The sequence below is a fragment of the Inquilinus limosus DSM 16000 genome (assembly GCF_000423185.1).
GTDB lineage: Bacteria > Pseudomonadota > Alphaproteobacteria > DSM-16000 > Inquilinaceae > Inquilinus > Inquilinus limosus.
In genome coordinates this window covers 19,884-41,810 of record NZ_AUHM01000019.1, presented here as the reverse complement: position 1 = coordinate 41,810, position 21,927 = coordinate 19,884, and the positions used below count along the sequence as shown (strand labels likewise).

The 21,927-nt window shown below is 69.5% G+C and carries 20 protein-coding genes; 13 read left to right on the top strand and 7 right to left on the bottom strand.

Annotation, left to right across the window (positions count from 1 at the left end; translation table 11 throughout):
• The first annotated feature begins 30 nt into the window (after positions 1 to 30).
• The 5 genes from G537_RS0117310 to G537_RS0117290 all read left to right on the top strand — a co-directional run bounded on the left by G537_RS0117310 (position 31) and on the right by G537_RS0117290 (position 2,734).
• Positions 31 to 1,128 carry a DUF1176 domain-containing protein gene (locus tag G537_RS0117310; RefSeq protein WP_162146121.1) on the top strand — a complete coding sequence of 366 codons (1,098 nt, stop codon included), beginning with the start codon at positions 31 to 33 and terminating at the stop codon, positions 1,126 to 1,128.
• 122 nt (positions 1,129 to 1,250) lie between these two features.
• Positions 1,251 to 1,829: a TetR/AcrR family transcriptional regulator gene (locus tag G537_RS0117305; protein ID WP_051248521.1), complete on the top strand. Its 579-nt coding sequence runs from the start codon at positions 1,251 to 1,253 to the stop codon at positions 1,827 to 1,829.
• Between the two features lie 43 nt (positions 1,830 to 1,872).
• Positions 1,873 to 2,028 (top strand): hypothetical protein, encoded by a 156-nt coding sequence (locus tag G537_RS43690; RefSeq protein ID WP_155888640.1) that lies wholly within the window; start codon positions 1,873 to 1,875, stop codon positions 2,026 to 2,028.
• 68 nt (positions 2,029 to 2,096) lie between these two features.
• Positions 2,097 to 2,336, top strand: coding sequence for a type II toxin-antitoxin system VapB family antitoxin (locus G537_RS0117295; protein ID WP_026871193.1), 240 nt, complete (start codon positions 2,097 to 2,099; stop codon positions 2,334 to 2,336).
• Positions 2,336 to 2,734: a type II toxin-antitoxin system VapC family toxin gene (locus G537_RS0117290; RefSeq protein WP_026871192.1), complete on the top strand. Its 399-nt coding sequence runs from the start codon at positions 2,336 to 2,338 to the stop codon at positions 2,732 to 2,734. The genes G537_RS0117295 and G537_RS0117290 overlap by 1 nt, the downstream gene beginning before the upstream one ends.
• A gap of 112 nt (positions 2,735 to 2,846) precedes the next feature.
• Here the strand turns inward: G537_RS0117290 and G537_RS0117285 are convergent, their stop codons facing one another.
• Both G537_RS0117285 and G537_RS38450 read right to left on the bottom strand, forming a co-directional pair.
• Complete coding sequence (locus G537_RS0117285; protein WP_026871191.1) at positions 2,847 to 3,593, bottom strand: DsbA family protein; 747 nt, start codon at positions 3,591 to 3,593, stop codon at positions 2,847 to 2,849.
• Positions 3,594 to 3,693: 100 nt separating this feature from the next.
• Positions 3,694 to 5,034, bottom strand: a complete 1,341-nt coding sequence (locus G537_RS38450) for a M48 family metalloprotease (RefSeq protein WP_064742161.1) — start codon at positions 5,032 to 5,034, stop codon at positions 3,694 to 3,696.
• A 104-nt stretch (positions 5,035 to 5,138) separates the two neighbouring features.
• Between G537_RS38450 and G537_RS0117275 the strand changes: the two genes are divergently transcribed.
• The 7 genes from G537_RS0117275 (at position 5,139) to G537_RS0117245 (ending at position 14,176) form a co-directional block, all read left to right on the top strand.
• Positions 5,139 to 6,281 (top strand): aminotransferase class I/II-fold pyridoxal phosphate-dependent enzyme, encoded by a 1,143-nt coding sequence (locus tag G537_RS0117275; RefSeq protein ID WP_026871190.1) that lies wholly within the window; start codon positions 5,139 to 5,141, stop codon positions 6,279 to 6,281.
• Between the two features lies 1 nt (position 6,282).
• Complete coding sequence (mtgA, locus tag G537_RS0117270) at positions 6,283 to 7,050, top strand: monofunctional biosynthetic peptidoglycan transglycosylase (protein WP_081688869.1); 768 nt, start codon at positions 6,283 to 6,285, stop codon at positions 7,048 to 7,050.
• Positions 7,051 to 7,184: 134 nt separating this feature from the next.
• Complete coding sequence (locus tag G537_RS0117265) at positions 7,185 to 8,678, top strand: hypothetical protein (RefSeq protein WP_162146120.1); 1,494 nt, start codon at positions 7,185 to 7,187, stop codon at positions 8,676 to 8,678.
• Complete coding sequence (locus tag G537_RS0117260; RefSeq protein WP_026871187.1) at positions 8,641 to 9,474, top strand: hypothetical protein; 834 nt, start codon at positions 8,641 to 8,643, stop codon at positions 9,472 to 9,474. Before G537_RS0117265 ends, G537_RS0117260 begins: the two co-directional genes overlap by 38 nt.
• Positions 9,471 to 10,574: a hypothetical protein gene (locus tag G537_RS42135; RefSeq protein ID WP_026871186.1), complete on the top strand. Its 1,104-nt coding sequence runs from the start codon at positions 9,471 to 9,473 to the stop codon at positions 10,572 to 10,574. Before G537_RS0117260 ends, G537_RS42135 begins: the two co-directional genes overlap by 4 nt.
• Positions 10,575 to 10,756: 182 nt before the next feature.
• The gene (locus G537_RS42130; protein ID WP_162146119.1) at positions 10,757 to 11,602 is read left to right on the top strand and encodes an OmpA/MotB family protein; all 846 of its coding nucleotides are present in this window, start codon (positions 10,757 to 10,759) and stop codon (positions 11,600 to 11,602) included.
• A gap of 216 nt (positions 11,603 to 11,818) precedes the next feature.
• Positions 11,819 to 14,176 (top strand): xanthine dehydrogenase family protein molybdopterin-binding subunit, encoded by a 2,358-nt coding sequence (locus G537_RS0117245; protein ID WP_026871185.1) that lies wholly within the window; start codon positions 11,819 to 11,821, stop codon positions 14,174 to 14,176.
• A 280-nt stretch (positions 14,177 to 14,456) separates the two neighbouring features.
• On the opposite strand, the gene G537_RS0117240 is transcribed toward G537_RS0117245, so the two are convergent.
• From G537_RS0117240 to G537_RS0117220, 5 genes are all read right to left on the bottom strand, one after another.
• Positions 14,457 to 15,974 (bottom strand): tripartite tricarboxylate transporter permease, encoded by a 1,518-nt coding sequence (locus tag G537_RS0117240; protein ID WP_026871184.1) that lies wholly within the window; start codon positions 15,972 to 15,974, stop codon positions 14,457 to 14,459.
• 11 nt (positions 15,975 to 15,985) lie between these two features.
• Positions 15,986 to 16,477 (bottom strand): tripartite tricarboxylate transporter TctB family protein, encoded by a 492-nt coding sequence (locus G537_RS0117235; protein WP_026871183.1) that lies wholly within the window; start codon positions 16,475 to 16,477, stop codon positions 15,986 to 15,988.
• Positions 16,474 to 17,421 carry a Bug family tripartite tricarboxylate transporter substrate binding protein gene (locus G537_RS0117230; protein WP_026871182.1) on the bottom strand — a complete coding sequence of 316 codons (948 nt, stop codon included), beginning with the start codon at positions 17,419 to 17,421 and terminating at the stop codon, positions 16,474 to 16,476. Before G537_RS0117230 ends, G537_RS0117235 begins: the two co-directional genes overlap by 4 nt.
• Before the next feature lie 230 nt (positions 17,422 to 17,651).
• Positions 17,652 to 20,141, bottom strand: coding sequence for a HAMP domain-containing histidine kinase (locus G537_RS0117225; protein ID WP_026871181.1), 2,490 nt, complete (start codon positions 20,139 to 20,141; stop codon positions 17,652 to 17,654).
• Entirely contained in the window at positions 20,138 to 20,815 is a 678-nt protein-coding gene (locus G537_RS0117220) for a response regulator transcription factor (protein ID WP_026871180.1), read from the bottom strand. The genes G537_RS0117225 and G537_RS0117220 overlap by 4 nt, the downstream gene beginning before the upstream one ends.
• Before the next feature lie 297 nt (positions 20,816 to 21,112).
• Here G537_RS0117220 and G537_RS0117215 point away from each other — a divergent pair, with 297 nt between their 5' ends.
• Positions 21,113 to 21,820, top strand: a complete 708-nt coding sequence (locus G537_RS0117215) for an SDR family oxidoreductase (RefSeq protein WP_026871179.1) — start codon at positions 21,113 to 21,115, stop codon at positions 21,818 to 21,820.
• Positions 21,821 to 21,927 lie beyond the last annotated feature (107 nt).

Sequence of the window (21,927 nt, the reverse complement as noted above, 5' to 3'; positions counted from 1 at the left end):
GGGGCGGGCGGCCGGCATATGGAGGACGGATTGAGAGCGGCAACGGGCGTGGTTCTGGCCTTCACCGGCCTTCTCGGCGTGACCCTGCCGGCGGCGGCCGCTCCGCCCGGTCTGCCGCTCTACCGGGAATTCCGGGACTGGCAGATCGCCTGCGACAACACCGGGCGCTGCGAGGCCAAGGGCTTCGGCCGGGAGGACTCCGACGTCATATCGGTGATCCGGGTCACGCGCGAGGCCGGGCCCGAAGGGGCGGTCGAGGTCGGCCTCGAAAGCGATGCCGCCTTTGCTCCTGCCGATATCCGGATTATCGGAGGCAGTGCAAAACGTGGCGGGACCGGCTCGCGGGTCGATGCGAAGCTGTGGGCCGACGAATCGACCGGCCACGGAGACGCCCAGCTGGTGCTGCGCGATCCGGCCGGCGCCGCCGCCTTCCTGAATGAGCTGCGGGACGCGGACAGCCTGAGGCTGGGCCAGGCCGGGACCGTGTCCCTGGACGGCATGACCGCCGCCCTCCTGGCCATGGACGACGCCCAGGGCCGCGTCGGCACTGTCACCGCCCTGGTCCGCCCGGGCACCAAGCCGGCGAGCGCGGTTCCGGCGGCCCGCCCCCTGCCGGCAGCGCCGGTCCCACCGCCCGCGCCGCCGGCCATCGCCGACGCAGCCGCATCCCGGATCGCCGCCGCGGTGCGCTCGGCGCAGAAGGATCTCCTGTCGGCCTCGGGCTGCTCGGCCGACGCCACCGGCGGCCAGGTCGTGCCGCTGACGGCCACGGAGGCTCTGGTCATGCTGCAATGCGGCCAGGGCGCCTATCAGTCCGGCTATCTGCTGTTCCGGACGCCGCTGCAGGATCCGGGCGCGGCCCGCCACCTGGTCCCGGCGACCCCGAAGGCCGGCTGGGCCGGTGACGTCGACGATCCGTCCGGAAGCCTGATCGAGCCCGACTACAACCCGGCCACCGGAACGCTGATGTCGGCCGGCCGGGGCCGCGGCATCGGGGATTGCGGCTCCTCGGCCAGCTGGGTGTTCGACGGCACGGACTTCCGGATCGCGCGGTACAGCTTCCAGGACAGCTGCCGCGGCTTCCCCGGCGACTGGCCGGCCCTGTGGCGGACCACGCCGGAAAACTGACCAGGCCGCGCCGGGGCTGAACCGTCGAAGCGATTGCCCCGCCCGCAACACGGGCGGGGCATTGACATCTCCGCCTGTCACGACATAGTTAGTTAACGATCACTAACTTCTTGAGTCGTGGCATGGCCGGCAAGGGCAGGGACACGAGGGCGCGGATCGAGGAGGCGGCCATCCGCCTGTTCGCCGAACGCGGCGTCGAAGGTACCTCGGTGCGCGACATCGCCGCCGCGGTCGGCGTCAGCGAGGCGGCGCTGTACCGCCACCTGGCCTCGAAGGACGAGTTCGTGGCCGAGCTGTTCGCCGCCCGCTATGTCGAGCTCGGCCGCCAGGTCCATACGGCGCAGCAGGGGCTGGCCGGCTTCGCCGCGCGGATGCGCGCGATGGTGGAGGCCTGCTGCCGGCTGCACGACCGCGACCCGGCGCTGTTCCGCTTTCTGCTGATCGTCCAGCATCGGGCGCTGCCCGGCCTCGCGGCGGGGGAGCCCAATCCCGGCGACGTTATCGGCGCGGTGATCGCCGACGGCATCCGCGAGGGCGCCGTGACCATCGCCGACCCCAGGCTCGCCACCGCCATCGCCTTCGGCTGCGTGCTGCAGCCGGCGGTGTTCCTGCTCTACGGCCGGTTGGACGGCCGCCTGTCCGACCACGCGCCGGCGATCGCCGACGCGATCCTGCGGGCGCTGGGCGGCCCCGCCGCCTGACCTCCGCGCCAACTCCCATCCGTCTCAGCGCAAGGAGACGTCCATGATCGACCCGTTTGTCTTCCTGTTGATGATCGCCGCCATGATCTGGCTGGGCGTCCAGGTCCTGACCCAGCGCAGCGCCATCCGCGAGCTGGAATCCAGGCTCGATCTGATCGATGAAGGCGATGTGCCCGCTGGCGGCCCCCGCAGGTCGTAGTATCTCGATGTTTCATGGTGTATATACGTCATGATAGGATCGTCATGACGTATATATGGATGATCGCAATGCCGCTCAGCATCCGGGATGAGCTCACGGACAGACTGGTCCGGAAGCTCGCCAAGCGGAAAGGCCTGGGCCTTACCGAGGCCGTGCGCCTGGCCGTCGAGAACGAGCTGCGCCGGGAGGAGGAGGCCGTTCCCTTGCGTGAGCGGTTGCGGCCTTTGCAGGACCGCATCGCCGCCCGGCCGGCGACCGGGCTCGAGGCGGACAAGGCGTTCTACGACGAGCTGAGCGGCGATCTTTGATGTTCGTCGATGCCTCGGCCATCGTCGCCATCCTTACCCGGGAAGACGGCGCCGACGCGCTGGCCGACCGCCTCGAGGCGGCGCGGCAGCCGATCACCTCGGCCATCGCGGTCTTCGAAGCGGTGCTCGGGATCTGCCGAAAGCGCCATGCCAGCATCGATGAGGCCGAGAACGACGTCCGGGAATTCCTCGCGACGGCGAAGGTGCAGGTCGTCGGGATCGACGCCCGAGAGGCGTCGGCGGCACTGAAGGCCTTCGATCGCTATGGCAAGGGAAGGGGGCATCCGGCCCAGCTGAACATGGGTGACTGCTTCGCCTATGCCTGTGCCGTCAGCCACAACGCTCCCTTGCTGTGCAAAGGGGACGACTTCGCCCGGACTGACGTGCAGCTTGCGTGACGGGCCGCAGAGACCGTTTGGAATAGCCGGCTGGTGGCGGTTTCGAGAGCCGAAGCGCAGCGGACATGAAGTCCGTGAGCGCCGGAAGCGCAGAAACCGCCACAACGGGCTCTCAGCCGGCCCGGTCCTTGTCGACCTGGCTCTTCAGCGCGTCGAAGCCGACGGCGCCCGGGATGATCTGGTCGTTGATGACGAAGGCCGGCGTGCCCTGCACCCCCAGCGCCTCGGCCAGGTCCATGTTGGCGCGCAGCTCGGCCGCCACCGACGGGTCGTTCATGTCCTGCTTCAGCTTGTCGAGGTCGAGCCCGACCTGCTTGGCGGTGTCGAAGATCGCCTGGTCGGTCAGCTGGCCCTTGAACGCCATCAGCTTGGTGTGGAAGTCGAGATACTTGCCCTGCTTCTGCGCCGCCAGCGAGGCGCGGGCCGCGGTCACCGAAGCGGGCCCGAGGATCGGGAACTCCTTCAACACCACGCGCAGCCCGCTGTCCTCCTTCACCAGCCGCTCCAGGTCGGGCTGCGACCGCTTGCAGTAGCCGCACTGGTAGTCGAAGAACTCGACCAGGGTCACGTCGCCCTGCGGGTTGCCGATCACCGGCGAGGACGGGCTGCGGAAGATCTCGTCGGCCCGGCTGGTCAGCATCTTGGCCTGGCTGGCGCGCTCCTGCTCCTCCTTCTTGGCCTGATAGGCGTCCAGCGCCTCGACCACGATCTCCGGATGGGCGCGGATGTAGTCGCGCACGATCTGCTCGATCGCGTCCTTCTGCGCCGGGTCGATCATCTGCTGGGCCCGCACCGAGGGCGCGGCGACCGCCACCGCGGCGAGGACGGCCAGGTTGGCGAGGCGGCTGGGGCGGACCATCGGGGAATCCTTTCGCTGCAACATCCCTCACTACTCGCCTTTCGCGGCGGGTTGATCAAGCGTTACACGGCTCCGGCGACAATTCGACCGCAAGGCCGCGCTATCCGGGGCGATCCTCGGCCTCCCGCTGCAGATCCTGGGCCCGCCGCCAGCCGGGCGAGCCGCGTGGCAGCAGCTGCAGCGCCCGGTCGACCTGGGCGCGGGCGTTGCGCCGGTCGCCGCGGGCGAGGTTGTCCTCGGCCAGGGCCAGGGCGGCCTTGCCCATGTCGCCGACCTTGCCATAGGCGGTGCCCAGCAGCCGCCAGACGATCGGCGGCGTCTTCTCCGGATCGACGCTGGCCCGCTCCAGGTCGCGGATGGCGCTGCGCAGCTCGGCGTCCGAGCCGCGGTCGATCTTGGTCTGGGCCAGCGGGATCAGCAGCAGCGGCTCGTTCGGGAGGAGGGCCAGGGCGCGCTCGTAATAGGGGCGGGCCTCGGCAAGCCGCCCGGTCTCCAGCAGGATCTGGCCGCGCAGCTCGAGGAAATAGGGGTTGCGCGGCTCCGCCTTGATCAGCGCATCGGTGCGGGCCAGCGCATCGGCGAAGACGTTGTTGCGATAGGCGGCGATCGCCCGGGCGTACTGCGCCGGGACGCTGGTGTCGCTCGCCGGATAGACCCGCGCCACGCTCGTCGGCTGGGTGAAGCCGAACAGCTTGGCCCGCATCCGCGCGAACATGTCGTCATAGCCGGGCGGCATGGGCTGGCCGCGCAGCGGCGACTTTGCCACCGCCTCCTGCACCGCCTCGATCCGGTCCTGGGTCAGCGGATGGGTGCGGGTGTATTCCGAGCCGGTCGGGCGGGCCAGTTCGGCGTCCTGCATGCGCTGGAGGAAGCTGAGCATGCCGTCGGCCGGGATGCCGGCCTGGGCCAGGAAACGCAGCCCCGCCTGGTCGGCCGAGCTCTCGATCCCGCGAGTGAAGTTGACCATGTTCTGCCGGACCATGTCCTGGGCGGTCACGGCGCCGGCCATGGCGGCGTCGCCGCGCCCGGCCGCGGCGCCGGCGGCGGCGCCCAGCAGCGAGCCGATGGTGGCGATCAGCCGGCTGCGCTCCATCTGCTCGGCGCCGCGCGCCAGATGGCCGCCAGCGATATGGCCGGTCTCGTGCGCCAGCACGGCCAGCAGCTCGCCGGCGCTGCGCGTCTGCAGGATCAGCCCGGTGTTGACGAAGAGGTTCTGGCCGCCGGCGACGAAGGCGTTCACGTCGTCGTCATTGACCAGGTAGATGCCGACCGCATTCGGGTTCAGCGATGCCGCCCGGAAGATTGGCGTCATCATCCGGCGGATGGTAGTTTCGATCTCGGCGTCGCGGACCACCGGAATGCGTTGCGCCTGGGCCTCCGCCAGGGGCCCGACGATGACCGCCGCCAGTGCCAGCACCAAGATCCGAATGACCCGCCTCAACGCTCCGCTCCCTCCGCGTCCGCGATCCCTTCCGCTGAATGATCACGCTAGAGGCCGACTGTGTCGAGCCGGTGGCGCCGTTGCCGTCCGGGAGGTCTGACGCCATGAAGATCTCCCGCCGCGGCCAGGTGCCGCCCTTCATCGTCATGGATGTGATGACCGCCGCCGCTGCGCGCGAGAAGACGCATGGCGACGTGCTGCATCTCGAGGTCGGCCAGCCCTCGACCCCGGCGCCGGCCGGCGTGCTGGCCGCGGCCCAGGCGGCGCTGGGTCAGGACAAGATCGGCTACACCGTGGCGCTCGGCATCCCGCCGCTGCGCCAGGCGATCGCCGGCCATTACGGCCGGGCCTACGGCACCGCGGTGACGCCGGAGCAGGTGGTGGTCACCACCGGTTCCTCCGGCGCCTTCCTCCTGGCCTTCCTGGCCGCCTTCGACGTCGGCGACCGGGTGGCGCTGGCGGCGCCGGGCTATCCGGCCTACCGCAACATCCTGACCGCGCTGGGCATCGAGGCGGTGGAGATCCCGGCCGGGCCGGAGACGCGCTACCAGCCGACGCCGGAGCTGCTGGAGCGGCACGGCGGCAGGCTCGACGGGCTGATCGTCGCCAGCCCGGCCAACCCGACCGGCACCATGCTGTCGCCCGAGGCGCTGGCCGAGCTGACCGCTTATTGCGAGGCCAGGAGCATCCGCCTGGTGTCGGACGAGATCTATCACGGCATCACCTACGGCACGGGCACGGCCACGGCGCTGGAGACCAGCCGCAGCGCCATCATCGTCAACAGCTTCTCGAAATACTATTCGATGACCGGCTGGCGCCTCGGCTGGCTGGTGCTGCCGGAGGATCTGCTGCGGCCGGTCGAATGCCTGGCGCAGAACCTGTTCATCTCGCCGCCGACCCTGTCGCAATACGCGGCCGTCGCCGCTTTCGACTGCGGCGAGGAGCTGGACCGCAACGTCGCCCGCTACGCCCGCAACCGCAGCCTGCTGCTGGAGGCGCTGCCGCGCGCCGGCTTCGACCGGCTGGCCCCGGCCGACGGCGCCTTCTACCTCTATGCCGAGATCGGCCACCTGACCAACGACAGCGTCGAGTTCTGCCGGCGCATGCTGGCCGAGACCGGGGTGGCGGCGACGCCGGGCGTCGATTTCGACCCGGTCCGCGGCCACGCGACCATGCGCTTCTCCTTCGCTGGCGCGACCGAGGAGATGGCCGAGGCGGCGGAGCGGCTGCAGCGCTGGCTGCGCTGACATGGCGCGGGCGGCGCGGCGTCGGGCGTCCGGCTGGCGGCTGCCGCGCCTGCCCCGTCTCGGCCTGCCGGGCTGGCTCGGCCGCTGGTGGGGCCGTCGGCGCTGGTGGTCGAAGATCCTGTGGGGCCTCTTCGCGCTGCTGTTCCTGGCGCCGTTGGCGCTGACCATCGTCTACCGCGTGCTGCCGGTGCCGGCGACGCCGCTGATGGTGATCCGCCTGTTCGAGGGCGAGGGGTGGCACCGCGACTGGGTGGCCTGGGACGACATCGCCCCGGTGATGGCCCGGGCCGCGGTGGCGGCCGAGGACAACCTGTTCTGCCGGCACGACGGCTTCGACTGGGAGTCGATGCGCAAGGCCTGGGACCGCTACCAGTCCGGCATCGGCCGGCTGCGCGGCGGCAGCACCATCTCGAACCAGACGGCGAAGAACGTCTTCCTCTGGGACGGCCGCACCTTCGTCCGCAAGGGGTTGGAGGCCTATCTGACCGTGATGATCGAGGCGCTGTGGCCGAAACGCCGGATCATGGAGGTCTATCTCAACGTGGTCGAGCTCGGCCCCGGCATCTACGGGGTCGAGGCCGCGTCGCAGGCCTATTTCGGCAAGAGCGCGGCCCGGCTCTCGGCGCGCGAGGCGTCGCTGCTGGCCGCGGTGCTGCCGAACCCGCGCGGCTGGTCGGCCGGCAAGCCGTCGCGCTACGTCGCCGGCCGCGCCGCCACGATCCAGCGCCGCATCGGCCAGCTCGGCGACCTGCTGGGCTGCGTGGAGTAGCGGGCCGGCGGTCGTGCCTGACCACACGGCCATGACCCCTCATCCTTTCGGCTCTTGGAACGAGGCCGCAATTGACGCACCCTCCTCGACGGTGGATATGTCTGTCCATACGGTGAGCAGATTTGAGTCGGATTATGGGATCGCCACTGAAGTCGTTGACGGCTGTTCTGAATCTGGCGCCAAGCAACATTGACGCTACGACTACGGTATTTCCATCGATCAGCAGTGAATCTATCGCCCGGCGGCTGGATCTCGAGCGGGAGGCGGAGCGCAGAGGCAAGGAGGACTTGCCGCAGGCCGATGCCATCGACCTGGATGTTGTGCAGAGCAAGATCGTCGATGAAGTTTCGGAAATACGCCGGGTCGGATTGACCGCCTATGAAAGCGAGATGCGGGTTTACGCGGACCGCATGAGCAGCTTGGACATCGAAGGCAAAGTGTCCGAAATCGACGTCTCGATATCAAACGGCATATCGGCGTTGCGGGAGCGGGTGCATATCGGCACGGATCATCTTTACCTTCAGGGCGAAAGACTGAAGCTGCTGCGGGAGGAACTTGAACGGTTCCGCCATCGCCACCGCCTGGACAGAACCGCTCATCTGCCGACATCGGCCAAGCGCCACATCATGCAGGCGGTGATCCTTCTGATGCTGGCCGCGGAGTCGATCATCAACGGCAGCTTCTTCATGGAGTCGAATGAGCTGGGCCTGATCGGCGGCGTGTTCACCGCCTGTACGGTTTCGGCGATCAACATATTCTTTTCTTTTCTGTTCGGAAGGATGGCCATCCAGGTCAATCATCGGAATTGGATCAGGAAGCTGGTCGGAGCGGCCGCCTTCCTGGCGTTTCTGGCATTTGCGATCGGATTCAATCTCTTCGTCGCGCATTTCAGAGAAGTTGCGGGCCTGGTTAATTGGGAGGCTGCCGCGCGGCAGGCGGCAGGCCAGTTCTGGGCAGACCCGCTCGGCCTGACGATCTTCAACTCATGGATCCTCGTCTTCGTCGGCTTTGCCTTCGCCACGGTGGCTTGGATCGAAGGATACGGATGGGACGACCCCTATCCGGGCTTCGGCAATGTGTGGCGGCGATGGGAGCGCTCGATCGCCGACTATGCGCATGAGAAGGAGATCCTGCTGGAGGAGCTCCGGGACACCAAGGACGAGGTGCTCGACACCATCAGGAACGCGCGGGCGGATATCGCGTCGCGGGTCAGGAACTACCTCCAGGCGTCCGATTATCGGGATCACCTGCGGCTCGCGCTTCCGGTCTTCCTGGAGCAGACCCAGCAGGCTGCGAATTCCCTTATCGGGCAATACCGGGAGATCAATCTCCGGCACCGGTCCTCTCCCGCGCCGGAGTATTTCGCAAGACCGGTCTCTCTCTCGCAGGTTCAGCCGATTGTCGGCGAGGCGGAGGCGTCCGCCAGGCGGGCGGAGCTGGGGAGCCTCACCGAGCGGGCCGACGCCATCCTCTCGGATCGAACGGCGGAGCTGCTGACGAATTTCGAGGCGGCGTTCGGCGAGTATGAGCGCATCAGCCGATTTGCCAGGGGGTTGAGTGCCCAGGGGTTGAGTGGCAGGGGGTTGAGTGATGGTCGCGAGACGCCGTCGCCTGCGGACAAGGCGTAGCGCATCGGATTCCGCCGGCCTCTGGAAGGCCGGCCTCATCGCGGCGGCCGCCTGCGCCCTCTTCGCCGGCGGCGCATGGCTCTACGTGGAGGCGGCAAGGGCCAATCCGAAGATCGATCCGGTGACGCTTTGTCCCGCCGGCGGCCCGGCGGGGGTGGCCGCTGTCCTCATCGACACGACGGATGCGCTTTCGCCGGTGCAGCGCATCGACGTCCTCAACAAGCTGCGTGGGCTTCGCGAGGAGCTGCCGCGCGGCTGGCTGGTTGCGGTCTACCCGGTCAAGCCGGCGCCGGAGCCGCAGCCCAGGGCATCGCTGTCGCTGTGCAACCCCGGCCGAGGGGAGGGGCTGAGCCAGCTGACGTCGAACCCCGCCCTGGTGGAGAAGCGGTGGCGCGAGGCCTTCGATACGCCTCTCCAGGATCTTCTCGGCAGCCTGGTTTCGGAAGGTCAGGGAACCTCGTCTCCGATCATGGAGACGATCCAATCCGTCGCCGTCGTGGAGTTCGGGGATCCCGACAAGAAGGACCTCCCGAAGCGGCTCGTTCTGGTGTCCGACATGCTTCAGTACAGCCAGAAGTTCTCTCAATACAATGGCCTCAAGACGTTCAGTGAGTTTGTAAAGACGGACGCCTATCGATCTCTGAGGAGCGATCTCAGAGGTGTCGATGTGGAGATACTCTACGTGAATAGAGCGAGCCAGGAGCGGCGCCAGAATGCGGATCATATCGAATTCTGGACGGATTTCTTTGCCGATGATGGCGCCAGCATAGCGAGAATCGTGAGGATATTCGGATGACCCACGGCCTGTCAGCGCAGCCGCGCCGAGCCTTCCAGCTCCAGGTCTCCGGCGCGACCGACAAGATCCTGTTCGCGGGCGCGTTCGCATTGGGGGCCGGCGCCATCATCGCCCTCAAGCTCTACGAGGCGAAGCAATGGGTGATCAGCCTCTTCGTGGCTGCGTGCATGATCGGCTATGTTGTGGTCTGCCTGCGCGCCCAGATCGCCCAGCTCCGCGAGGATATTGTCGCGGACAACGTCTATTACCTGGGGTTCCTGTACACCCTGACCAGCCTGGGGATGGCGCTCTATCAGATTGCGTCGGTCGAGGACGACCGGATCATAGAAGAGCTGCTGTCGAATTTCGGAATCGCCCTTCTGTCGACGATATTGGGGATCTTCCTTCGGGTCATGGTGAGCCAGCTCCGGCGCGACCCGGTGGAGGTCGAGCGGGAGGCCCGTCTCGAACTGATCGAGGCCGCGACAAGGCTCAAGGGCGAGCTTCGCGGGACGATCCTTCAGTTCAACGACTTCCGGACGGAGATGACCCAGATCCTCCGGGAAGGGACCGAGCTCACGATCACGCATCAGGGCGAGGCGTTGCGGCACTATGGCGAGATGCTCGGAAAGGAAATCCACACCATCGCGGAGCGGGTCTCGGCCGATCTGGCGGTGCCGCTCGAAAGCGGGGCCCAGGATATCGGGCGGGCGACGGGCGCTCTTCGGTCCCGCGCCGATGAACTGGCCCAGCAGCTGTCCGCATCCGCCGTCGAGCTGAAGAAGGCCACCGGCTCGTTCACCAAGTCGCTGGACGATTCGGCCAGGCGGGCCGCTTCGATGGCCGAGCGCTTTGCCGACGAAACGGGCCGCGTGCACGGCCAGGCGCTCGACCTGTCCGGCACCCTCGTGACCCAGCTCGCGCTGCTCCGGACCGATCTGGGCCGGCTCCGGGACGCGATGGCCCAGAATTCGGAGGCGATGAGCGCCGTCCGCGCCGCCGGCCGCGAGGATGCGGCAACGGTGGCGCAGGCCCTCCGCGAGCTCGGGGCGCGGATCGACCGGGGCGCGGATGCGGATGGCGAACCGGCGCCATCCAGGAGCTGGTGGTCGCGCTCATGATCGATGATCAGCCGACGCCGAGCCTCCCGCTTTCGGATCGGCGATCCTACCGCCGCGGCGTGATTCTCGGCCTGACCGTGGCCGAGTTCTTCCTTCTGCTCTCATTCGTTCTGGTCCTGTCCCTGGCCCTGTTCCTGGCACGCCAGTCGGGCGACCGGGCGGCGCTGAGAGAGGTCCAGCAGATGCTGGTCGATGCCGGATCGCGGGACAGCGTGCGAGCCGTCCTCGACCGCATCGCCATTCTCGAAGAGGGCGTCCGCAGCCGGGATGAGAGGATCGCGGCGCTGCTGGCCGAAAAGGAGAAGGCTCGCCCGATCCTGGAGGCAACGGCGGGAATGGACAGGAAGGAGATCGAGAACTTCATCGAATTGGTGCGGGGAATTTCGTCCAGGAAGCGGAACGGTGAGATCACCGCCGACGAGATCGCCAGAATTGCCGGGAATGCGGATCTGGTCGAGACGGTCCGCGGCATCACCGACTCCTGGGAGGATTCGAACCGCAGGATCGGACAGGCGCTGGAGGCGGAGTTCGGCAAGGATCTGTCACGCTGGAACGCGGAGATCGACGACGACGGCTCGGTGTTCCGCTTCCTGGCTCCCGATGTGCTGTTCGATCAGGGCCGCGCCACCCTGACGCCGGCGTTCAGGGGAACGCTCGCGGATTTCTGTCCGAGATTTCTGCGGCTGCTGCACGAGCGCCGCGACGCGATCGCGGAGATCCGGATCGAGGGGCACACCTCTTCGGAATGGCGGCAGGCCACCGTTGCGAGGGAGGCCTATTTCCTCAACATGGAGCTCTCGCAGGAGCGGACGCGATCCGTGCTGGAGTATTGTCTGGGGCTGGGCGGCGTCGCGCCCGTCGAGGACTGGGCGAGGCATATGCTCGTCGCGGTCGGCATGTCCTCGAGCCGCCCGGTGCTGGACCGCGGCGGCGTCGAGGATCTCGACCGGTCGCGCAGGGTGGAGTTCCGCGTCGTCACCGATGCGGAGGCCCGCATCGGCGAAATCGCTCACCAGCTGTCCCAATAGGCCGGTCAGAGTCGAAGGAATTCAGGCTGGCATCCGGACCGGCCGGACCGCTATCCTGTCCAGGCCTGCGCCCGGCCGGGGAGCGTCGCCGAAACGGTGCCTCCCATCCCGGGCCCCGCCCGTAGTCTGGATTCCACCATCTCTCGAGAGCCAGGGCAGACGCCTCGCCATCGAGCGTGAGCCTTGGTTCCGTCCTCAGCGATCGAGGCTCTGCCGATGAACGATGTCTTCAAGGCCGAGGATTCCGCCGCGCTCCAGTTCGGCATCGGCCAGCCGGTGTCCCGGATGGAGGACCCGGTCCTGCTCCGGGGCGAAGGCCGCTACACCGACGATGTCAGCCTGCCCGGCCAGGCCTACGCCGCCTTCGTGCGCAGCCCCCATGCCCATGGCGTCATCGCCGGCATCGACACCGACATGGCCCGCGCCATGCCGGGCGTGCTTGCGGTCTACACCGCGGCGGACCTCGCCCCGATGGGCTACGGGCCGCTGAAATGCCTGTTCGCGTTCCAGAACCGCGACGGCTCGCCGATGGCGCGGCCGCTCCGCCATGCGCTCGCCTCCGAGAAGGTGCGCTTCGTCGGCGATCCGGTCGCGGTCGTGATCGCCGAGACGGTCCATCAGGCGCGCGATGCGGCCGAGGCCGTCGCGCTCGATATCGATCCGCTGCCGGCGGTGACGCGCGTGGCGGAGGCGGTCGCGCCGGGGGCGCCCCTTCTCTATGACGATGCGCCCGGCAACCTGGTGCTCGACTACCACTACGGCGACTCCGAAAAGGTGGCCGAGGCCTTCGCCAGGGCAGCCCATGTCACCCGTCTGGAGATCCTGAACAACCGCGTCGTCGTCAACGCCATGGAGCCGCGCGCGGCGGTGGCGGGCTACGACGCCGAAACCGGCCGCTTCACGGTCTACGCGCCGAGCCAGGGCGTGTTCGGCAAGCGCAACAACCTGGCCGAGGCGATGGGCGTCCCGCCCGACCGGATCCACCTGATCACCGGCCATGTCGGCGGCTCCTTCGGCATGAAGGGGGCGGTGTTCCCGGAATATGTCTGCCTGCTGCACGCCGCCCGGGCGCTGGGCCGGCCGGTGAAGTGGACCGACCAGCGCTCCGACAGCTTCGTCTCCGACCATCACGGCCGCGACATGGAGGTGGTGGCCGAGCTGGCGCTCGACGCCGAAGGGCGCTTCCTCGCCACCCGCTTCACCGGGTACGGCAATCTCGGCGCCTATGTCTCGCAGGTCGGACCGATGATGACGACGCTCAACATCGCCAAGAACTCGATCGGCATGTACCGCACGCCGCTGGTCGAGGTGAACACGATCTGCGCCGTCACCAACACCGTGCCGATCGGCGCCTATCGGGGCGCCGGGCGGCCGGAGGGCAACTACTACATGGAGCGGCTGATCGACACGGCCGCCGCCGAGCTCGGCATCGACCGGGTCGAGCTGCGCCGCCGCAACATGGTGACGCCGGACCAGCTGCCCTGGAAGACCCCGGCCGGGACGGCCTATGACAGCGGCGACTTCCCGGGCCTGCTGGCCCGCGCCATCGAGGCCGCGGACTGGGACGGCTTTCCGGCCCGGCGGGAGGAGAGCGCCGCCTGCGGCAAGCTGCGCGGCCGCGGCATCGGCTGCTATCTCGAGGTCACGGCGCCGCCGGCGAACGAGATGGGCGGCATCCATTTCGAGCCGGACGGCACCGTCACCATCGTCACCGGCACGCTCGATTACGGCCAGGGCCACTGGACGCCCTTCGCCCAGGTGCTGCATTCCAAGCTCGGCGTCCCGATCGACCGCATCCGCCTGGTCCAGGGCGACAGCGACCGCCTGATCGCCGGCGGCGGCACCGGCGGCTCGAAATCGATCATGGCCAGCGGCGCCGCGATCCTGGAGGCGGGCGACCTGGTGATCGAGAAGGGCCGGCAGATCGCCGGCCATCTGCTGGAGGCCGGCGCCTTCGACGTCGAGTTCGGCGACGGCCGCTTCACCGTGGCCGGCACGGACCGCGGCATCGGCCTGATGGAGCTGGCCGGCCGGCTGGCCGCGGGGCTGGAGCTGCCGCCCGACGTGCCGGACTCGCTCGACGTCGACCATGTCTTCAAGCAGGCCCCGTCCGCCTATCCGAACGGCTGCCACATCGCCGAGGTCGAGATCGACCCGGAGACCGGCGCCACGGCGGTGGTGCGCTATGTCATGGTCAATGACTTCGGCACGCTGGTGAACCCGCTGCTGGTCGAAGGCCAGCTGCATGGCGGCGTCATCCAGGGCGTTGGCCAGGCGCTGATGGAGCGCACCGTCTACGATGCGGAGGGCCAGCTGACCACCGGCTCCTTCGTCGACTACCAGATGCCGCGTGCCGCCGACGCCCCGCCGGTCTTCACCTTCGAGAGCCGCCCGCAACCCGCCGCGACCAATCCGCTGGGCGCCAAGGGCTGCGGCGAGGCCGGCTGCGCCGGATCGCTGCCGGCCGTGATGAACGCGGTGGTCGACGCGCTTTCCGGCCTCGGGATCCGCCACATCGACATGCCGGCGACGCCGCTCGCCATCTGGCAGCAGATCGCGGCGCGGCGGGCCTAGAGCGGGACGAGTTTGAGCCAGATCGGGTCATCCCGATCACATCATGGCGGTGAGTTGTTGCCTCTCCCGCTTGCGGGAGAGGTCGGAGACGCGAAGCGGCTCCGGGTGAGGGGAATTTGTCGAGGCCTGGGCCAGCCCTCACCCGGTCTCGCTGCGCGAGCCCGACCTCTCCCGCGTCCGGCGGGAGAGGCAACGCGAAGACGCTCGACATCCTGTCAGCCCCTGCCCGAATGCACTGACGTGACCCGACCTCAATTCATTCCGCTCTAGGGTCTGCCGCTCAATCCTCCTCGGCCGCGAGCTGCGCCAGGATCCGGCCCTTGCCCATCTGGCGCAGCACCAGCGGCACCACCACGACGAGGACGGTGATCACCAGCAGGGTGATCGAGATCGGCGAGGAGATCAGGATCATGGGGTCGCCGCGGCTGTTCTGCAGCGCCCGGCGCAGCGGCAGCTCCGCCATCGGCCCCAGGATGAAGCCGACCACCACCGGTGCGATCGGGTAGTGGAAGCGGCGCAGCAGGTAGCCGAGCAGGCCGAAGGCCAGCAGCAGCCCCAGCTGGAACGACGACGGGTTGGCGCCGATGGTGCCGAGCGTGGCGAAGACCAGGATGCCGCCATAGAGCCAGGGGCGGGGGATCGACAGCAGCCGGACCCACAGCCCGACCAGCGGCAGGTTCAGCACCAGCAGCATCGCATTGGCGACGAACAGGCTGGCGATCAGCCCCCAGACCAGGGCCGGGTTGCTCTGGAAGAGGAGGGGGCCGGGCTGGATGTTGTACTGCTGGAACCCGGCCAGGAGGATCGCCGCCGTGGCAGAGGTCGGCAGGCCGAGGGTCAGCAGCGGCACCAGCGTGCCGGCGGCCGACGCGTTGTTCGCCGCCTCCGGCCCGGCCACGCCCTCGATCGCGCCGTGGCCGAACTCCTCGGGGTGCTTCGACAGCTTCTTCTCGGTGGCGTAGGACAGGAAGGTCGGGATCTCGGCGCCGCCGGCGGGCATCGCCCCGATCGGGAAGCCGAACAGCGTGCCGCGCAACCAGGGCTTCCAGGACCGCTTCCAGTCCGACCGGCTCATCCAGATCGAGCCGCGGATCGGCTCGACATGCTCCTCGGTGCGGCCCTGGCTGCCGGCGACCGACAGGGCCTCGCCGACGGCGAAGAGGGCGACCGCCAGGATGGTGACGCCGATGCCGCCCAGCAGCTCCGGGCTGCCGAAGGTCAGCCGCGCCCGGCCGCTCAGCTCGTCGAGGCCGATCAGCCCGATGGCGAGGCCGATGGCCAGAGAGGTCAGGCCGCGCATCGGCGAATCGCCGAAGGCGGCGGAGACGGTGACGAAGGCCAGGATGATCAGCGCGAACTTCTCCGGCTCGCCGAAGGAGATCGCGATCTTGGCCACCTCGGGCGCGACGAAGGCCAGGGCCGCCGTCGCGATCAGCCCGGCGACGAAGGACCCGATCGCGGCCGTGGCCAGGGCCGGGCCGCCGCGGCCGGCGCGGGCCATCTTGTTGCCCTCCAGCGCGGTGATGATCGAGGCGCTCTCGCCCGGGGTGTTGAGCAGGATCGAGGTGGTCGACCCGCCATACATGCCGCCGTAGTAGATGCCGGCGAACATGATCAGCGATCCGCCGGGGTCGAGGGAGTAGGTCACCGGCAGCAGCAGCGCCACGGTCAGCGCCGGGCCGATGCCGGGCAGCACGCCGACCGCGGTGCCGAGGGTGACGCCGATCAGGGCGTAGAGCAGGTTGATCGGCTGCAGCGCGACGGCGAAGCCGTGGGCGAGGAAGGCGAAGGTGTCCATCGATCAGGCCTTCACTGCAAGAACAGCCGTTCCAGCGGCCCCGCCGGCAGGGTCAGGTCCAGCCCCTTGGTGAAGATGAACCAGACCACGAAGGCGAAGACGATGCCGATCGGGATGGTCCGCCACAGCGGGCCGCGGCCGAAGCCCCGGACGGTCGCGGCGAACAGCAGGCCGGTCGCGATCGAGAAGCCGGCCGTGGTCAGCAGCAGCATCTGGGCGGCCAGGCCGCCGACGATCCAGGCGATGGGCGGCAGGTCGTCCTTCTCGCGCGGCGGCGGGTTGCCGCGCCAGGCGTCGACCGCCGTCCACACCGCCAGGATCAGCAGCAGCCCGCCGATCAGGCGGGGGAAGATCGCGGGCCCGAACCGGGCCGCGAACCCCCTGACATTGAGCTGGCCGGCGTCCCAGAACAGCACCACGGCGACGACAGCCAGGGCCGCGGCGATCCCCAGGACCGGCCAGTCCGGCCGACGTTTCGTGGCGTGTTCCGGGGCGGTGCTCATTCGGCCAGACCGACGTCCTTGAGGATCTGCTCGGTGGTGCTGATGTCGGTGGCGAGCTGCTTGTCGAAATCGGCGCCGGCCAGGTAGGTGTCGGTCCAGCCCTTGGTCTTCAGCGTCTCCTGCCAGGTCTTGGACTTGGCCAGCTTCTCGATGTCGGCGGCGACGGCGGCCTTCTGCTCGTCGCTCAGCCCCGGCGCGGCGGCGACCATGCGCCAGTTCTGCACCACCACGTCCAGCCCGGCCTCCTTCAGCGTCGGGGCCTCGACGCCGGGCAGCCGCTGGTCGCTCGACACCGCCAGGACCCGCAGCGCCCCGGCCTTCACCTGGGACTCGAACTCGCCATAGCTGGAGATGCCGGCCGTCACCTGGCCGCTCAGCACCGCCGCCAGGGCCTCGCCGCCGCCGGAATAGGCGATGTAGTTGATCTCGGTCGGGTCCACCCCGGCCGCCTTGGCGACCAGGCCGACGGTGATGTGGTCGGTGCCGCCGGCCGAGCCGCCGGCCCAGGTCACGCCGCCCGGATCCTTCTTCAGCGACTCCACCAGGTCCTGGATCGTCTTGACCGGCGAATCCTTGGGCACGACGATCGCCTCGTACTCGCCGGTCAGGCGGGCGATCGGGGTGACGTCGGCCAGCGTCACGGGCGACTTGTTGGTGATGATGCCGCCGACCATGACATAGCCGCCGACGATCAGGGCCTTCGGGTCGCCCTTGTTCTGGCTGACGAACTGGGCCAGGCCGACCGTGCCGGCGGCGCCGGGCACGTTGACGACCTGGACGCTGCGCGAGATGCCCTCGGCCTGCAGCGCCTGCTGCATCGATCGCGCGGTCTGGTCCCAGCCGCCGCCGGGGGCGGCCGGCGCCATGATGGTGTAGTCGTTGGCCCGCGCTGCGAAGGGCAGCGCCAGCACGGCCGCAACGGCGGCGATCGCCAGTCTCTTCATGAACATTCCTCCCAGGAAATCGGTTTGGTTTTGGCCGAAAGCATAGCATCCCGCGCCGTCAGGGCGCAGGCCGGTCGCTCATCGGCCGCTGATGGTGGATGGAACTCGGATGGGCCGCCGGTCGCGGCGCTCTTGCGTCTCGGGTGAAATCGGGACCTCCCTGGCCTGTTGCTTCGCCCCGGGCATCGCGATCGGCCCGGTTCCAGGGATCAGTCTAGCCGCCGAACCTGTCAGCGTCCTGTCATCGGCGTCCCGTCGGAGACGAGGCGCCGCCAGGTCTCCAGGAACCGGTCTCGGCGGCGCTCGTCCAGCGCCACCAGCAGCGACGGCCCCAGCGGGATCGGCTGCAGCGCGCCCTCGGCCTTGCCGGCGATGCTGCCGGCGGTCCATGGGCCGGAGATATCGGGCATGATCGCGCCGAGGCCGGTGACCCCCGCCGCCAGGGCCTGGCCGCGCGGCGACAGCAGGTAGTCGACGAAGGCGCGGGCCAGCTCGGTATTCGGGGCCGTGCGCGGGATCAGCGCCACCCGGGTCATCACCAGGGCATAGTCCTCGGGCACCACCACCCCCAGCCGCTTTCCGGCGGTCTGCCGCGCGAAGGCGTAGGAGCCGAGCAGGTTGTAGCCCAGGATCAGCTCGCCGCTGACGATCCGGTCCAGCATCTCCGGGCTGCTGCCGCTCAGCTTCGCGTCGACCCGGCCGAAGGCCGCGGCCAGCCGCCAGAAGTTGGAGGAGATCAGCGCGTCCTGCGTGGCCAGCAGGTGGCCGATGCCGCTGATGGCGATGTCGTAGGTCGCGACCCGGCCGCGGAACCGCTCCGGCTGCGCCTCCAGCAGCGCGATCAGCTCGGCATGCGACCGCGGCACCTCCGCCTCGGGCAGCAGGTCGGGGTTGTAGGCGATCACCGCCGGCTCGAAGGTGAAGCCGATCGCCTCGCCCCGCCACTGCGCCCAATGCGGCAGCCGGTCCAGCCAGGGCGAGGCATAGGCCTGGGCGAAGCCGTCATTGGCCAGCTTCACCTGCAGGTCGGGGGCGGAGCTGATCAGCAGGTCGGGCATCGGGGACAGCTGCCCGCTCGACGCCGCCTGATACATCGGCAGCGTGTCGGTCTCCTGGTACACCACCCGGATCTCGGGCCGCAGCGCCTGGAAATCGGCGATGAAGCGGGCGAAGAGGGGGGTGTCGGTGGCGCCGAGGATGGTCAGCGTCCGCTCCCCGCCGGCCGGCGCGGGATAGACGGTGGTACCGGGCGCGGCGCGGCTCGGTTCGATCGTCGTCGCCAGCAGCGCCCCGGCCAGCAGCAGCGCCGCCGCCGGCCCGTGCGGCCGTCGTCGCGCTGTTTTCGCCACCGGCAGCGCGACCTCGACCCGCAGCCCGCCGCCCGGCCGGTCCAGCAGCGACAGCGTGCCGCCATGGGCCTCGGCCACGGTGCGGACGATCGACAGGCCCAGCCCCGATCCCGGCCGGTCCCGGCTGCCCTGGCCGCGGGTGAAGCGCTCCAGCACCAGCGCTTTCTCGGCCTCCGGGATGCCCGGGCCGCGGTCGGAGACCCGGATCACGGCCCGGCCGCGCTCGACGGTCGCGTCGATCTCGACCGTGCTGTCCGGCGCATGGGTCAGGGCGTTGTCGACCAGGTTCCACAGCATCTCGCGTAGGGCCACGCGGTCGCCGCTGATCTCGGCCCGCGCCGCCTCCGGCGCCAGCGCGACCGAAACCCGCCCGGCCTGCTCGGAATCGAGGCGCTGGCGCACATCCTCGACGATCGCGTCCAGCGGCACCGCCGTCGCCTCGCGCGCCTCCAGCCGGTGGCGCACGGTCGCGTCCATCAGCAGCTGGTTGACCAGATGGCTGGCCTGGACCGCGTTCTGGTGGATGCGGACCACGCGGTCGCGCAGCCGGGCGGGATCGTCCTCGTCGACCGCGACCTCGGCCTGGGCGCGCAGCGAGGCCAGCGGCGTGCGCACCTGATGCGCGGCGTCGGCGACCAGGCCGCTGACCCGCTCCATCACGCTGCGCAGCCGGCCGATGAAGTCGTTCAGCGCGCCCGTCAGCTGCTGCACCTCGATCGGCACCGGCACCTGCACCGGCGACAGGTCCTCGGGCGCGCGGCGGCGCAGCTCGCGCTCCATCACCACCAGCGGGGCGAAGGCGTAGCGGATGCCGAACCAGACGAGGCCGAGGGCGACGAGGCCGAGGGCGGCGAGGGGCAGGGCGGCCTGGCCCAGGATCTCCGACGCCAGGGCCGAGCGGGCGCCGCGGGTCTCGGCGACGCGGATGGTGGCCCAGCCGGCCTTGCCCTCGACGAAGACCAGCCGGCCGACCGTGGCGATCCGCACCGTCTCGCCGTGATAGGTGCCGTCGCTGAAATCGGGCGTGGCGGAAGTGGCCGGCGGCAGCCCGGCGCCGAGGTCGCGATAGCCGGTGACAAAGGCGCCGTCCGGCGCCGCGACCTCGTAGAAGACGCGGTCGTCGTCGGAGAAGTCCAGCATCGCCAGCGAGGCGGTGGGCAGCTCGACCGTGACCGCCCCGTCCTCGATCTGCACCGCGCCGGCGATGGTGAAGGCGGACGCGGCCAGCAGCCGGTCGAAGGCGCTGTCCGAGGCCCCGCGGGCATAGTCGCGGATCAGGGCCACCAGGCCGATCCCGGCCAGCAGCAGCGCCAGCACGGTCAGCGCCAGCATGCGCCGCCGGATCGAGGCGCGCCCCGCCCTGGTGGTCACTCCGGCGTCCCGCGCGGCTGTGCCCGGTAGCCGGTGCCGCGGATGGTGACGATGTCGATGTCGGCGCCCTCCAGCTTCCGGCGCACGCGCGAGACCAGTAGCTCCAGCGCGTTGACCGACACGTCGGCCTCGTCGCCGAACAGCTGCGTCATCAGCCTGTCCTTGGCCGCGACCTGGCCGGCGCGGGTCAGCAGGATCTCCAGCAGGCGGAACTCGCGCCGGCCGAACTCGACCAGCCGGCCGGCGACGGTGACCGTGTGGCCGGCCAGGTCCAGCGTGACGTTGCCCTGTGACACGGTGCTGCTGGTCTGCCCCGTCGGCCGCCGCAGCAGGGCGCGCAGCCGCGCCTCCAGCTCGCGTAGGTCGAAGGGCTTGACCAGGTAGTCGTCGGCGCCGAGGTCGAGGATGCCGACCTTGTCGTCGATCTCGGACCGGGCCGTGATCACCAGCACCGGGGCGTCGACGCCGCGCCGGCGCAGGTCGCGCAGCACGGCGAAGCCGTCCTGGCCGGGCAGCATGATGTCCAGCAGCACGGCGTCGAAGGCGTCGTGGCCGGCGGCCTCGGCGGCGGCCAGCCCGTCGCGCACCCACTCCACCGAATGGCCGGATTTGCGCAGCCGGTTCTCCACCGCCTCCCCGAGATCGGGATTGTCTTCGACCAGAAGGATCCGCATGCGCTCTTCTTGTCGGAAAGCGCGAGGCGCCGCAAGCGGGCGCGGATTGCTCTGCAACCGGACCTTTCCAGAAGCCCCAAACCGTCATTGCGGGGAGGCGAAGCCGACGAAGCAATCCATGCTTCCGCTCTTGCCGCCCTGGATTGCTTCGCTGCGCTCGCAATGACGATCGTGGAGGGATCCGGAATCGTCGATAGCAGACCCTTAGCTTTCCTAACCCTTGGGCGAAGAACTTCCCGTTTGTCTCCTCCGCCCGGCGGGCGCATCTGTCAAGCACGGCCGAAAGGAGACTGAAGCATGAGCACGACCGAACGGGTGGCGATCGTCACCGCCGCCAGCAAGGGCATGGGCGCCGCGATCGCGCGTGAGCTGGCGCAGCGCGGCTACAGGCTGGCGCTGTTCGCCACCTCCGACGCGGTGGAGGCGCTGGCGGCGGAGCTCGGCGGCATCGCCGTGCGGGGCTCGGTGACCGAGCCGGCAGACCTGCAGCGCCTGGTCGACGCGACGCTCGACCGCTGGAGCCGGATCGACGCGCTGGTCAACAACACCGGCCACCCGCCCAAGGGCGACCTGCTGGCCATCCCGGACGCCGATTGGCATCTCGGCCTCGACCTGATCCTGGTCAATGTCGTGCGGCTGGCCCGGCTGGTGACGCCGGCGATGGAGAAGGCGGGGAAGGGCGCGATCGTCAACATCTCGGCCTTCGGCGCGGTGCAGCCGGGCGCCGCCTTCCCGGTGTCCTCGGTGCTGCGGGCCGGGCTGTCGGCCTTCACCAAGCTGTACGCCGACCGTTACGCCGCGTCCGGCATCCGCATGAACAGCATCCTGCCGGGCTTCATCGACAGCTATCCGGAGAAGCCGGAGCTGATCGCCCAGATCCCGGCGAAGCGCTTCGGCACGGTCGGGGAGATCGCGGCCACCGCCGCCTTCCTCCTCTCCGACGACGCCGGCTACATCACCGGCCAGAACCTGCTGGTCGACGGCGGGCTGGTGAAGGGGATCTAGGCGCTCGCTATGGTTGGGCCGGAGCCGCCCCCTCACCCGAAATCGCTGCTGCGATTTCGACCTCTCCCCGAGGAGAGGTGAAGGAGCCGCGGCTCCTGTTTCCCTCT